Below are 12,701 nucleotides of genomic sequence, written 5' to 3'. Positions count from 1 at the left end.
CGATGATCGTGTACCATAGGTTTGTTGCTATCTCAGTGCGTTGCGACTGAAATGACCTATTCCAGAAAGCCCTTTGCGCTGTCGGCTTTGACCTCGAGAGCGCGAGCAAGACCGGTCTGCAGCCGGATCGTCTTGTCTGTTGATCCGACCACCTTCACCGGAGCCATCATTTCCTTTGCTGTGGTCGAGCCGAAAAGGCGGTCATTCCCGTGCCAGAAGGCCGTCAGCCCCTCCGCAATCCTGACGCGGTAGGTCCCGACCTGGACCGGTGTTGCCGTCTTCTTCCCCCCAGCTACGTAGATCCCCAACACATCCTTGTCGGTCGCGACGTCGTTCAAGACGACCACGTAGCCATGATTGGGCCTGTCTGGAGCGCGAAACCTTAGAATGCCCTGTCGACGGTTAAGGTCGGTTGCCGGTGTGGTGAACACCGTGCCGCTTTCCGGGAATGGCACTGGAATCATCCTCTGAAATGCCGACGTCATCACCGAGGTGTACGTCCTATAGATGACATACATGCCCCCGAGCGCGACGGCCGGAACTAGGATTGCTTGAAGTAGCGCACGTCCGACGCCGGCCATTTGCCATCTTGCGTTGGTCCATGACGATCCCTGGCCCATTTCCACACGCCCGCGCTTGTCGTTCCAGATCGTCGGGCCGTCATCGATACCCTGGCGCCTCCGATACCGGGCCCGCATATAGTCGCGATCATCAAGCCCCATGACGTGCCGCTCCAGTTGTTATGGCGCGCTTCGTCACGGCGCGGTGATGCAGAATCTTCAGCTGCTGCATGAAGTCGGCGATGACGAAGGAAAACTCGTCTGCGACCTCCTTCTCGGCCGCACATTCCGGCGCGATCGAAGCCGCGGCGAGCACCAAATGAGCCGCTGCAATCGGATGCTCATCCATGAGGTGAAAGGCTCTCGTGCGAAGATCGTCGGCCAGCTCCTCGGCGGGGGTGTGTACCCCGGCTTGGCTGGTAGGTGTAGGGGCTTGCAATCGTAGCGGTGTCTGCTCGCCAACAGCGCTATTTCCTGCTCACGCTATCTGCCACTGGCGCGTGGCACCGTGCTCGAATTAGCTGCCAATGTGCTCGCCATCATCCGGCGCTGCTCGCAAACGAGGCGTCGCACTCACGTTATCTGCCAACAGCTTCGACCGCCAAGGGGAGGTCGATCAGACGGCCATAGGTTGTCCCGTTTCTCCATCTGCACCGGGCAGTTTCGGGAAAAGCCAATCGGGAACACATTTCGGGAAAATGGCGCCCTCGTTGCCATCGAGCGCGCCTTCCCGCCGTCAGCCGTCCCACGCGACCTTCCCAATCGGGAAAGCGGAGTGCCGCGTCACCAGTATTTCGAAATCGCCCGAAACTGCTCGACCGCAACCTTCGTCCCTTCACCTTCCTCGGCATGAACGAGGCAGTGGTCAATATGGTCGTTGATGAGCGCGCGCTTGGCGCTGGCAATCGCGCTTTCGACGGCCTGGAGCTGCTGGGCGATGTCGACGCATGGCCGCTCTTCCTCGATCATCCCGACGATGCTGCGCAGATGACCCGCTGCGCGGTTCAGGCGCTTGATGATCGCCGGGTGGCTGGAGTGCGCGTTATGAGACATGCCCTCAATGTAGGATGCCGGCACCGATGTTGTCGAGTATCCCCCCAGGGGGATAGACGGCATCCCCCTAGGGGGATATGAGGCGTCCATGCTCAGCGTCCTGGCAAACCGGACTTACCGTCATCTGTTTCTCGCCCAGATCATCGCATTGATCGGGACGGGACTTGCGACCGTTGCGCTGGGACTGCTGGCTTATGACATCGCTGGTGGCAGCGCCGGGGCCGTGCTGGGCACGGCGCTCGCGATCAAGATGGTCGCCTATATCGGCGTCGCCCCGATCGCCGGAGCGTTCGCCAACCGCGTACCCCGGCGGGCGTTGCTTGTCAGCATGGATGCGATCCGCGCGGCCGTGGCGATCTGCCTGCCGTTCGTGAACCAGGTCTGGCAGGTCTATGTCCTGATCTTCGTCCTGCAATCGGCGTCGGCCGCGTTCACGCCGACGTTTCAGGCGACCATCGCGGACGTTTTGCCGGATGAGCGTGACTATACCCGCGCCCTGTCGCTGTCGCGTCTCGCCTATGACATGGAGAGCCTGACCAGCCCCATCCTTGCGGCCGGCCTGCTGACGGTGATGAGCTATCACTGGTTGTTCTCGGGCACGGCGATCGGCTTCATCGCTTCGGCGCTGCTCGTCGTCTCGACGGTCCTGCCCCGGCCCGCACCAGTCGAGGATCAGGGCGGCATTTACGACAAAACGACGCGGGGAACGCGCATCTACCTCAGGACGCCGCGCCTGCGCGGACTGCTGGCCCTGACGCTCAGCGCCGCTGCCGCGAGCGCGATGGTCATCGTCAACACCGTCGTCATCGTGAAGGGCCTGGGCCTGAGCCAGCGCGATGTCGCACTGACGCTCGCCGCCTTCGGAGGCGGCTCGATCACCGCGGCGCTGACCCTGCCGCGGGTATTGGACAGGATCGCCGATCGCACGGTGATGATCGTCGCCGCTGCCGTGCTGACGATCACGCTCGCGGCGCTCGCCGCGATCAGCGCGACGATGACGCCGGGCGCTGCCTATTGGCACGTCCTGCTGGCGGGCTGGCTGGTCATGGGCGTCGCCTACTCCGCAAGCCTCACGCCGTCCGGACGACTTCTTCGCCGATCGGCCAATGCCGAGGACCGGCCCGCCCTGTTCGCGGCGCAGTTCGCACTCAGCCATGTGTGCTGGCTGATCTGCTATCCGCTCGTCGGACAGTTGGGCGCTCGCGTCAGCATGAGCGCGGCCTTCGTCGGCATGGCGGCGCTGTCCGCGATCGGCGTCGTCGCGGCGCTTCGCCTATGGCCGGCGCATGATCCGGACGTCATTCCGCATGACCATGCCGATCTACCCGCCGACGATCCCCACCACGCAGAGCACGCCAAGGGCGATCATGCTTTCGTGATCGATCGCCGTCATCCGAAGTGGCCGAACCGGTGATGCGCTTGTCCGTTACAGGCGGTCAGCGTAGTTTCGGCAGAATGCCTATGCGTCATCCTCGATCCGCGCTGCTGGGCGCCGTGCTGGCGCTCGTCGCCATGCTCGGCCTGATCGGCCTGTCGGGGTGGCACAATGCGATCGTCCATGACGACGATGCGATCCATGCGTCAGTGATCGAGCATAGCCACGATACGCCCGAGAAATCCGATCCCGATGCACCGATCCATGTGTTGGCGCACGCGACAGGGCATTGGGTAGCGTTTGACGGGGCGCTCCCGTCCGAGCGGATGATCCTCGTTGCCGACCGGCAATGGATGATCGGCACCGCTCGTCTGCCCGGAGGGATCGACCCCGCAGAGTTTCTTCGACCTCCACGAGCCTGAGCCGGCACCGGCGCCAACCGCGCCACCAAGCTCACCTTTGCAGGAAGAAGATCATGAACGGCCCCAGTCGCCGGCAGCGCAGGCTTGCGCTGGCCGGTATGCTCGTAATGCTGTGCCCCATCGGCACGGCCGGTGCGCAGACGGCACCACCCTTCGCCCAGCTCCTGCGTCAGGCGCAGACGGCTCCGCGCGTGACCGCCCTCGATGCGGACGTGGCCCGCGCGCAAGGCCTTGCCGAACAGGCGCGCGCGCGGCCCAATCCCTTCATCAACGTCTACGCCGAGAACTTCGCCGGCGACTTGCAGAACAACGCGCGCAATCAGCAGCAGACCACCTTCCAGATCGATCAGCCGATTGAGCTGGGGGGCAAGCGTTCCGCCCGGATCGCGGCCGGGGAGGCGGGCATCGCCGCGGCGCAAGCACGGAACCGCGATGGCCGTCTGCTCTTCGCCACTGAACTGGCGCGCGCCTATGCGAGTGCCGAGGTAGCGGAACGCCGGATCGCGCTCGCCGAGGACGAGGTGGAGGAGGCGACCGCCGACCTGAAGGTCGCTCGCGCCCTTGTCGGTGCCGGCAAGGAAGCACGGTTGCGCCAGCTTCAGGCGGAAACCGAACTCGCGACCCTCGAAGCCGATCTTGAAGTCGCGCGTGCCCAGAAGACAGCGGCGCTCGCGCGGCTTTCAGGCTTGGCAGGTTCCCCGACGACGTTCACCGGGGTTGGGGAATCCCTGCTCGATCGGATGAACGCGCGACCGTCGAGCGGACCGGTCGATCCGATGCAGGCAACGACGGTCAAGGTCGCGGAAGCGGAACGGGAGGCAGCTGCAAGAGCCGTTACGGTACAGCAACGGCTTGCTGTTCCCAACATCACGGCGCAGCTTGGCGTTCGCCAGCTTCGCGTCGCCAGCGGCCCCGCCGTCGTCGCCGGGGTATCGGTGCCGCTGCCGTTCTTCGATCGCAACCGGGGCAATATCGATGCAGCCCGTGCCGATCTTCAGGGAGCCGAAGCCCGCGCCGCAGCGGCGCGGCTCGAAGCGGAGACCGGCGCGCGGGCCGCTTTCGTCCTCGTGCAGGCCGCCGATACGCGCGCGGTAGCCGCACAGCGAACGATGCGGACCGCCGAGGAGGCGTATCGCCTTGCACGTATCGCCTATGAGGCGGGCAAGGCACCGCTGATCGAACTGCTTGCCGCCCGTCACAATCTCGGCGCCGCCCGAGGCGTCATCCTCGACGCCGACATCGCGCGTCTCGACGCCCGCGCCAACCTTGCCCGCCTGTCGGGCCTCAGCATCACCGGAGAAGCGGTCCAATGACCGGAAAACATCGTCTCTATGCCGGGGCCGCCATCGGGCTGGTCGCGGCTGCCGCGCTCGGTTTCGGCGTCGCACGCCTCACCCAGGCACCTGTTCCGACACCGGCCCCGACAGAAGCCGCCACACCGGCAGCGTCGAACGACAGGCTGGTCATCACGCCGCAAGCTATTGCGACGTCGCAGATCACCGTCGCCCCTGCCGCTTCAGGCGAGCTGGATGCTGCTGTCATCGCCTCCGCGACGGTTGAGGCCACACCGGACGCGGAAGCGTTGCTGACGGCCCGCGCACCGGGGACGATCACGCGCATCTTCTCGCGGATCGGCGATCCTGTCCGGGCAGGCCAGACACTCGCCCTGGTCGAAAGCCGGGACGCCTCGCAGATCGCGGCCGACCGTTCATCGGCATCGGCGCGCGTGACGCTCGCCCAGCGCCAGCTCGCGCGCGAACGGACCTTGCTCGCACAGGGCGTCAGTCCCCGTGCCGACTACGAGGCCGCACAGGCCAACCTCGCGGTGGCTCAGGCCGACGCGCGCCGTGCCAGCGCCGCGGCAGGCGCCGCGCGTGTTACCGGCGACGGACGCTCCGTGGCGATCATCAGCCCGATCGCCGGCCGTGTGACTGCTGCTGCTGCCAATCTCGGCCAGTATGTCGCGGCGGAAACCGAGCTGTTCCGGGTCGCCGATCCGCGTCGATTCCAGATCACCGCCAACGTGCCCCCGGCCGATGCCATGCGGGTCCGCACCGGCGATCGGGTCGAGCTGAGCACCAGTGATGGCCGCACCATTGAAGGCCGGGTCCGTGCCGCAACAGGCGTCGTTGATCCGCAGTCGCGCACCGCGACGATCGTGGTGACGCCGACCGCCGGCACCAGCACGCTCGCACCCGGACAGCTCGTCCAGGCGCGCATCCTGGCCAGCGGCGGTGCGACCAAGGGCGGCGTCATGGTCCCACAGGATGCCGTGCAGACGCTGGGCGATAGGACGGTGGTGTTTGTCCGGACGCCGCAGGGGTTCAAGGCGCAGCCTATCCGCATTGCCAACCGCTCTGGCGGCATGGTCGCCGTTGCCGAAGGTATTAGCGCGGGCACGCAGATCGCCACGACCAACGCCTTCCTCATCAAGGCCGAACTCGAAAAGAACGTGGGAGGCGAGGAATGATCGAGCGCATCCTTTCGACATCGGTTCGCCTCCGATGGCTGGTCGCGTTCCTGACCCTCGTCGTCGTCGCGTTCGGGGCATGGCAGATCACCAAGCTGCCGATCGACGCGGTGCCAGACGTCACCAACCGTCAGGTGCAGATCAGCACCTTCGTCCCCTCGCTCGGCCCGGTCGATGTCGAAAAGCAGGTGACGTTCCCCGTCGAGACGGCATTGGCGGGCATCCCCGGGCTGGAGATGACGCGCTCCTTCTCGCGCAACGGTTTCAGCCAGGTGACGGCGGTCTTCACCGACGCGACCAGCATCTACTTCGCGAGGGCGCAGGTCACGGAACGGCTCGCCCAGGCGAAGGACAGCCTGCCGGCAGGCGTGCAACCCAACCTCGCGCCGCTCAGCACCGGCCTCGGCGAGATCTTCTTCTACTCGATCGCCTTCCGTCACCCGGACGGCAAGGGCGTGAAGACGGTCGATGGTCAGCCGGGCTGGCAGTCGGACGGCAGCTATCTGACGCCGGAGGGCGAGCGGCTGACCACCGAACTCGCCAAGGCTGCCTATCTGCGCACGGTGCAGGACTGGATCATCCGGCCGCAGATGCGCAACGTGAAGGGCGTTGCCGGGGTCGATTCCAATGGCGGTTATGTCAAACAGTATCTGATCGAACCCAACCTCAATGCGCTCGCCTCCTACGGCATCTCGATCACCGAGCTGGCCGATGCGATGGAGCGGGCGAACGTCTCGGCAGGCTCGAACTATGTGCGCCGCGCCGGCGAGAGCTTTCTGGTTCGCGCCGATGCCCGCCTGAAGTCGATCGAGGACATCCAGGAGGCGGTCGTCGCCACCCGCAACGGCGTGCCCGTGCGGGTCAAGGACGTCGGGCAAGTGATGATCGGTGGTGCGGTCCGCACCGGGTCGGGCAGCCGCATGGGATCGGAGGCGGTCATCTCGACCGTGCTGATGCTGGTAGGCGAGAACAGCCGCATCGTCGCGACCGCGGTCGGAGAGAAGCTGGAACAGGTCAACCGGACGCTGCCGCCCGATGTATTCGCCGAACCCGTCTATAACCGCTCGAAGCTGGTCAACGCGACGATCGCGACGGTCGAGAAAAACCTGATCGAGGGCGCGTTGCTCGTCATCGTCGTCCTGTTCCTGTTGCTCGGCAACGTCCGCGCCGCGCTCATCACCGCCGCGGTCATTCCGATCACGATGCTGATGACGGCATCGGGCATGAATGCGCTGGGCGTATCCGGCAATCTGATGAGCCTGGGCGCGCTCGACTTCGGCCTGATCGTCGACGGGGCGGTCATCATCGTCGAGAATGCGCTGCGCCACCTCGCCGAGCGCCAGCACGCCGAGAACCGCCTGCTGACGCTGGACGAGCGCCTTGAGACGACCGCCGCATCGGCGAAGGAGATGATCCGGCCGACCGTCTTCGGCCAGCTTATCATCTTCCTCGTCTTCGTCCCGCTGCTCACGTTCCAGGGCGTCGAGGGAAAGACGTTCTCGCCGATGGCGACGACGCTGATGATCGCGCTGGCCTGCGCCTTCGTCCTGTCGCTGACCTTCGTGCCGGCGATGATCGTGATCCTTATCAAGGGCCGGGTCAGCGAAACGGAGGTGAAGCCGATCCGCTGGTTCAAGGAGCGGTATGCGCCGCTGCTGGGCAAGGCGATCGCCCGACCGTTGCCCTTCATCACGGCCGGTGCCGGCGTGTTCGTCGCGGCGGTGTTCTGCTTCGGCTTCCTCGGCGAGGAGTTCATGCCGCAGCTCGACGAGAAGGACATCACCGTCACCAACTTCCGCGTGCCCTCGGCCTCGATCGACCAGTCGACGCAGATGCAGATGCGGATCGAGGATGCGTTGAAGACGCTGCCGGAGGTGGCGCTGGTCTTCTCCAAGAACGGCAACGCCGACCTCGGCACCGATCCCATGCCGCCCAACTCGTCGGACACCTATGTCATTCCCAAGCCGGAAAGCGAATGGCCGGCGGAGGTAAAGACCAAGGAGGATATCATCGCCCGCATCGAGGAGCGGATGAAGGGGGTCATCGGCAACCGGACCGAAATCCAGCAGCCGATCCAGATGCGCTTCAACGAGCTGATCGCCGGCGTCCGCGCCGACGTGGCGATCAAGCTCTATGGCGACGACCTCGATGCAATGACCGCACAGGCCCAGAAGATCGCCAATGCGGTGCGCACCATCCCGGGCGCGGGCGACGTCAGCGTCGAGCAGACGGACGGCGCCCCCACCTTCGACGTGCAGATCGACCGCCAGGCTGCCGGACGGCTTGGCCTCTCGGTCGAGGAGGTGGCGAACACCGTCTCGGCCGCGCTGGGCGGCCGGGAAGCCGGGCTGTTATTCGAGGGCGATCGGCGCTTCTCGGTGGTGGTGCGCCTGCCCGACGCGCAGCGTGACGACATCGATACGCTGGGCGCGATCCCGGTCATGCTGCCGACGCCCGAGGGACAGACCGCGCGCTCGATCCCGCTGCGCGAGGTGGCGCGGTTCAATTATACGCAAGGGTTGAATCAGATCAGCCGCGAGAACGGCAAGCGCATGATGACCGTTCAGGTCAATGTGCGTGGACGCGACCTTGGCGGCTTCGTCAAGGAAGCCGAAGCCCGCATTGATGCGATGCCGCTTCCTGCCGGCATGTATACCGGTTGGGGCGGCACCTTCGAGAGTCTGCAATCGGCGCGGCTTCGCCTGATGCTGGTGGTGCCGATCTGCTTCTTGGCGATCTATGCGCTGCTCTACATGGCGCTTGGCGGCTTCATCCCCGCGCTGATCGTCTTCTCCGCGGTGCCGATGGCGCTCGCGGGCGGCGTCTTCGCCCTGCTGCTGCGCGGCATTCCCTTCTCGATCACTGCCGCAGTCGGGTTCATCGCGTTGTCGGGCGTCGCGGTCCTCAACGGCCTCGTCATGATGGGCGCGATCCGCAAGCACCGCGAGGAAGGCGAGGACGATGATCGGGCTATCGCCGATGGTGCGATGGAGCGGGTTCGTCCGGTTCTGATGACGGCGCTGGTTGCGTCGCTCGGCTTCGTACCGATGGCGCTCGCCACCGGCACGGGTGCGGAGGTGCAGCGCCCGCTCGCCACGGTCGTCATCGGCGGCCTCATCACGTCGACCGCGCTGACGCTGCTGGTGCTGCCGGCGATCACCGCATGGGCGTCGCGTTTTCAGCGACGCCGCAAGGTGGCCGAACCAGTCCTTGCCTAGATCGGTGCCGCCAGTCGCTCGAACCGGCGACTGGCAGCATCCCAGCTCAGCACCTTCATGTACGTATCAACGTAATCGCCGGCCTTCGCGCCATAGTCGATCGCATAGGCGTGTTCGTACATGTCGAGCGCCAGAAGCGGCGTTCCCCCTGCCAGCGTCATCGTATGATCGGCAGCCCATTGGTTCGTCAGACGCCCGTCCCGTTCGCTCCAGGTGAGCAATACCCATCCCGACCCGGCAGCCAGCGCCTTGCCCATGCCGGTAAACTCGGCCGCCCAGCGCGCATGGCTGCCGAAGTCGCGTTCGATCGCCTGCGAAAGCCGTGCGCCCGGCCGCGAAGCACCGCCCAAGCCCGCGAAATAGATTTCGTGCAGGATCATCGAGTTCCAGGCGATCAGCTCCTCACGCTTCAGCCCGTTGAGCGTGAAGCCCGGTGCCGTCATCGGGTCGAGCCTGGCAAACTCGGCCTTGATCGCTCCGAGGCGCTTGACCGCACCAATATAGTTGTTGTCGTGGTGGCTGGTCAGCAGCTTGGCGGACAGCCCGGGAAGCGTTGCTGCATCGAACGGTAGCGGCCGGGGCGTGAAGGCTGGCGCCGGGTTGGCAGGAGCTTGTGCGGCCACAGGCCCGCCCAACGAGGCGGCACCCGCTGCGATCCCCAGACCCAGCGCCGCACGACGATCGATCGCATCCATCGACTTCTCTCCGCTATTCATCGGATTACCCCAAGCCCATAAAGCGCCAGCCCCACAGCCGACGTCGCCAGCAGGGTCGTGATGACCCCCGCCCGCGTCATGAAGATCGCGTAGGCTGCGCCCAGCGAGAGGACGAAGGCGGCCGGATCGATGCTGGTCAGCACCGGCGCATCGAAGCGGAACGGCCCTGCTGCCACCATCGTCGTTTCGCGAAACAGCGTATGCAGCGCGAACCACACCGCGAGGTTGAGTACGACGCCCACGACCGCCGCGGTGATCGCCGACAGCGCGCCCGCGACGGCAGCGTTACCGCGCAGTCGCTCGATGAAGGGCGCACCGAGGAAGATCCACAGGAAACACGGCACGAACGTTACCCAGGTCGCGAGCAGCCCGCCGAGCGTCCCAGCCAACAGCGGGGACAGCCCGGTGGACCCGCGATAGGCGCCGAGGAAGCCGACGAATTGCAGGACCATGATGAGCGGCCCAGGCGTCGTCTCCGCAATGCCAAGACCGTCCAGCATCTCCTTCGGCCCCAGCCAGCCATAATTCTCGACCGCCTGCTGCGCGACATAGGCGAGGACGGCATAGGCCCCGCCGAACGTCACCATCGCCATCGTCGAGAAGAAGGTCGCGATGCGGCTGAACACGTCATCGGGACCGAGCGCGATCAACAGCGCCGCGACCGGCACGAGCCAGAGAGCCAGCCAGACCAGCGCTGTGCGGACCGTCTCAGCCCATGTCGGCCGGGCATGGGCGGGCAGCTCTTCGCCGAGTAGTGTATCCGCGTCGGCTACGATCGTGCCCTTGGACGCGCCGTGCCCTCCGCCCCTGAAGGCCGTGCTGCCTTGCCGGGTCGACCACCATCCGATGAGGCCGGCACCCAGCACGATCAGCGGAAACGGCGCGCCGGCGAAGAAGATCAGGACGAACGCCAGCGCGGCAAGCGCCCTTGCCGGCGTCGACTTGAGCGCCCGTCCGCCGATCCGCACGACCGCCTGAAGCACGACGGCCAATACCGCGCACTTGAGGCCGAAGAACAGCGCCGAGACGATACCGACGCGACCGTAGAGGACATAGACCCAGCTCAGCGCCATGATCGCGACCGCGCCGGGAATAACGAACAGCACGCCGGCGACGATGCCGCCCTTCGTCCGGTGCATCAGCCAGCCGATGTATGTGGCGAGCTGTTGCGCCTCTGGCCCTGGCAGCAACATGCAATAGTTGAGGGCGTGCAGGAACCGCTGCTCCCCGATCCAGCGTTTTTCGTCGACGAGGATGCGGTGCATTACCGCGATCTGTCCGGCAGGACCGCCGAACGAGAGCATCGCGATGCGCAGCCAGACCCAGAAGGCCTGGCCGAGCGTGACCGGTTCCGGGCGCGTCGGCGTCGCGACGTCGGCTGTCACCGCGGTCATGACGACACCTTCCCGCGCGCCGGCTGATGCGAGGACCAGTTGTGCTTCTCGCCCTGCGCGTCACGGCACCAGCGATAGAGCGCATCGTATACCGCCATGCCGGCTTCGAGCTGGGCGTGATCGTCACTGTGGATACGCGACAGGCCAAGCGAGATGGCGAGCAGTCCAGCAGCCTCGGGCACAAGGTCGAGCCGATCGGTATCGGCGCCCCGCACGATCGTCGCGAGGCGGACCAGCGGTTCGTGCGCGTCGAGGCCGAAGGCCTCGACCATGATGTCGAAGGTGCAACGCTCGCCGCGATGGCTCCAGAATACGCCTTCGTCCGCGACGTCGAACGGCTCGGCCTGTTGTTGCTTGGCGACGGTCAGCACGTCACCGGGCGCGACGAACAAGAAGCGGGCCTGCGGATCGACGAACCGTCGGATCAGCCAGGGACAGGCGATGCGATCGACCTTGGGCCGCGCTCGTGTGACCCACCATGTTTGGCCATCGTCATGTCGTGGCGGCAGATGGACCAGGGAAACGGTAGGCAACCCGCTTGCCGCCCATGCGGCGAACCCGCCGTCCAAGACTTCGGCCGCTACACCCTCGCTGCGAAGAATGGCGGCCGCTGCAACTGCCAGACCACTACCATCGGTGTCGATGAGGACCGCTGATGACCCGGAGGCATATCCCCATTGGGTCGGATCAAGGAGAACTGGAAACAGTGATCCCGGAATGGCTTCTGTCGGTCCGTCGCGCAGATCGATGATACGCGGCGCGCTGGGCGATGCGACAAGGCGGGCAAGTTTGTCCGGTGTTATAGCGTTTGGAGCAGGCATGACGCGTCCCTTGCGTGTTCGTGCTGGACGCGATTCTCTGGCTGACGCCTCGTGGGGAGATCGCCATCCCCATACGCTTAATCAGCCATGCTCACCGTGCGATGTCAATCACCGTCGCCACTGTCCCAATTCTCGTAGCCGACGAGTTTCGAGAAGCGATTTCGATTCCCGCTATTCGATCGTTTGAGGGAAAGGGGGTGACCGCCGAGGAGTGGTGATTATGAGCAGCCCCCACCGGGTGGTCCGGGTTGATAGTTAGTGCATTGTCGTCTCCGCCGCCATTGCCGGTCGGAGGTGGAGCGAAGCGGAACCGGAGGCCGGCAATGGCGGTGTCGCCGCTTCCGGGGCGGGTGGTCGATAGCCGAGGCTGCTGTGCGGTCGGACAGTGTTGTAGTGACGCCGCCACGCCTCGATCAGCACCCTGGCTTCAGCGAGGGTGTAGAAGATCTCGCCGTTCAGCAGCTCATCCCGCAGCGAGCCGTTGAAGCTCTCGTTGTAGCCGTTCTCCCATGGCGAGCCCGGGGCGATGTAGAGCGTCTTCACGCCGATCTGCCTGAGCCAGGTCTGGACGGCGGCGGCGATGAACTCGCTGCCATAGCACATTGGGAAGCGCTGGTTTGGGAGCCGCTATGGCCCTGATGAAGACAAGGCCGCGTAGCGGCCGCAGGCTTC

The 12,701-nt window shown here is 65.5% G+C and carries 11 protein-coding genes and 1 pseudogene; 5 read left to right on the top strand and 7 right to left on the bottom strand.

What is annotated here, in order from left to right:
- Window positions 1-56: 56 nt before the first annotated feature.
- The 3 genes from ACGVWT_RS15895 to ACGVWT_RS15885 all read right to left on the bottom strand — a co-directional run bounded on the left by ACGVWT_RS15895 (window position 57) and on the right by ACGVWT_RS15885 (window position 1,613).
- A complete protein-coding gene (locus ACGVWT_RS15895; RefSeq protein WP_022675749.1) occupies window positions 57-722 on the bottom strand; it encodes a hypothetical protein in 666 nt (221 codons plus the stop codon).
- Window positions 712-909, bottom strand: coding sequence for a hypothetical protein (locus ACGVWT_RS15890; RefSeq protein ID WP_158441947.1), 198 nt, complete (start codon window positions 907-909; stop codon window positions 712-714). The genes ACGVWT_RS15895 and ACGVWT_RS15890 overlap by 11 nt, the downstream gene beginning before the upstream one ends.
- Before the next feature lie 434 nt (window positions 910-1,343).
- Window positions 1,344-1,613 (bottom strand): metal-sensing transcriptional repressor, encoded by a 270-nt coding sequence (locus ACGVWT_RS15885; protein ID WP_116463005.1) that lies wholly within the window; start codon window positions 1,611-1,613, stop codon window positions 1,344-1,346.
- A gap of 88 nt (window positions 1,614-1,701) precedes the next feature.
- Here ACGVWT_RS15885 and ACGVWT_RS15880 point away from each other — a divergent pair, with 88 nt between their 5' ends.
- Genes ACGVWT_RS15880 through ACGVWT_RS15860 form a run of 5 tightly spaced genes read left to right on the top strand, consistent with a single transcriptional unit; the run spans window position 1,702 to window position 9,098 of the window.
- Window positions 1,702-3,027 (top strand): MFS transporter, encoded by a 1,326-nt coding sequence (locus ACGVWT_RS15880; RefSeq protein ID WP_116463006.1) that lies wholly within the window; start codon window positions 1,702-1,704, stop codon window positions 3,025-3,027.
- Window positions 3,028-3,074: 47 nt separating this feature from the next.
- Complete coding sequence (locus ACGVWT_RS15875; RefSeq protein ID WP_126013726.1) at window positions 3,075-3,410, top strand: hypothetical protein; 336 nt, start codon at window positions 3,075-3,077, stop codon at window positions 3,408-3,410.
- Window positions 3,411-3,463: 53 nt separating this feature from the next.
- Complete coding sequence (locus tag ACGVWT_RS15870) at window positions 3,464-4,723, top strand: TolC family protein (protein WP_116463008.1); 1,260 nt, start codon at window positions 3,464-3,466, stop codon at window positions 4,721-4,723.
- A complete protein-coding gene (locus ACGVWT_RS15865; protein WP_116463009.1) occupies window positions 4,720-5,880 on the top strand; it encodes an efflux RND transporter periplasmic adaptor subunit in 1,161 nt (386 codons plus the stop codon). Before ACGVWT_RS15870 ends, ACGVWT_RS15865 begins: the two co-directional genes overlap by 4 nt.
- Window positions 5,877-9,098, top strand: a complete 3,222-nt coding sequence (locus ACGVWT_RS15860) for an efflux RND transporter permease subunit (protein ID WP_116463010.1) — start codon at window positions 5,877-5,879, stop codon at window positions 9,096-9,098. Before ACGVWT_RS15865 ends, ACGVWT_RS15860 begins: the two co-directional genes overlap by 4 nt.
- Here ACGVWT_RS15860 and ACGVWT_RS15855 read toward each other — a convergent pair.
- The 4 genes and pseudogenes from ACGVWT_RS15855 to ACGVWT_RS15840 form a co-directional block, all read right to left on the bottom strand.
- Window positions 9,095-9,793, bottom strand: coding sequence for a superoxide dismutase (locus ACGVWT_RS15855; protein ID WP_116463011.1), 699 nt, complete (start codon window positions 9,791-9,793; stop codon window positions 9,095-9,097). The genes ACGVWT_RS15860 and ACGVWT_RS15855 overlap by 4 nt on opposite strands.
- Before the next feature lie 17 nt (window positions 9,794-9,810).
- Window positions 9,811-11,208 carry a chromate efflux transporter gene (gene chrA, locus ACGVWT_RS15850; protein ID WP_126013730.1) on the bottom strand — a complete coding sequence of 466 codons (1,398 nt, stop codon included), beginning with the start codon at window positions 11,206-11,208 and terminating at the stop codon, window positions 9,811-9,813.
- The gene (locus tag ACGVWT_RS15845; RefSeq protein ID WP_126013732.1) at window positions 11,205-12,029 is read right to left on the bottom strand and encodes a sulfurtransferase/chromate resistance protein; all 825 of its coding nucleotides are present in this window, start codon (window positions 12,027-12,029) and stop codon (window positions 11,205-11,207) included. The genes chrA and ACGVWT_RS15845 overlap by 4 nt, the downstream gene beginning before the upstream one ends.
- 255 nt (window positions 12,030-12,284) lie before the next feature.
- Window positions 12,285-12,623, bottom strand: a pseudogene (locus tag ACGVWT_RS15840) (integrase core domain-containing protein); the annotation flags it as partial.
- Window positions 12,624-12,701 lie beyond the last annotated feature (78 nt).

The organism is Sphingomonas sp. S6 (assembly GCF_043498045.1).
Classification (GTDB): Bacteria; Pseudomonadota; Alphaproteobacteria; order Sphingomonadales; family Sphingomonadaceae; genus Sphingomonas.
This window is presented reverse-complemented; position numbering and strand designations above follow the sequence as displayed.

What these genes read in the sequence shown, in the direction of transcription:
- ACGVWT_RS15895 (WP_022675749.1), bottom strand. Translation starts at nt 722, where the DNA reads ATGGGGCTTGATGATCGCGACTATATGCGGGCCCGGTATCGGAGGCGC.
- ACGVWT_RS15890 (WP_158441947.1), bottom strand. Translation starts at nt 909, where the DNA reads ATGGATGAGCATCCGATTGCAGCGGCTCATTTGGTGCTCGCCGCGGCT.
- ACGVWT_RS15885 (WP_116463005.1), bottom strand. Translation starts at nt 1,613, where the DNA reads ATGTCTCATAACGCGCACTCCAGCCACCCGGCGATCATCAAGCGCCTG.
- ACGVWT_RS15880 (WP_116463006.1), top strand. Translation starts at nt 1,702, where the DNA reads ATGCTCAGCGTCCTGGCAAACCGGACTTACCGTCATCTGTTTCTCGCC.
- ACGVWT_RS15875 (WP_126013726.1), top strand. Translation starts at nt 3,075, where the DNA reads ATGCGTCATCCTCGATCCGCGCTGCTGGGCGCCGTGCTGGCGCTCGTC.
- ACGVWT_RS15870 (WP_116463008.1), top strand. Translation starts at nt 3,464, where the DNA reads ATGAACGGCCCCAGTCGCCGGCAGCGCAGGCTTGCGCTGGCCGGTATG.
- ACGVWT_RS15865 (WP_116463009.1), top strand. Translation starts at nt 4,720, where the DNA reads ATGACCGGAAAACATCGTCTCTATGCCGGGGCCGCCATCGGGCTGGTC.
- ACGVWT_RS15860 (WP_116463010.1), top strand. Translation starts at nt 5,877, where the DNA reads ATGATCGAGCGCATCCTTTCGACATCGGTTCGCCTCCGATGGCTGGTC.
- ACGVWT_RS15855 (WP_116463011.1), bottom strand. Translation starts at nt 9,793, where the DNA reads ATGGATGCGATCGATCGTCGTGCGGCGCTGGGTCTGGGGATCGCAGCG.
- chrA (WP_126013730.1), bottom strand. Translation starts at nt 11,208, where the DNA reads ATGACCGCGGTGACAGCCGACGTCGCGACGCCGACGCGCCCGGAACCG.
- ACGVWT_RS15845 (WP_126013732.1), bottom strand. Translation starts at nt 12,029, where the DNA reads ATGCCTGCTCCAAACGCTATAACACCGGACAAACTTGCCCGCCTTGTC.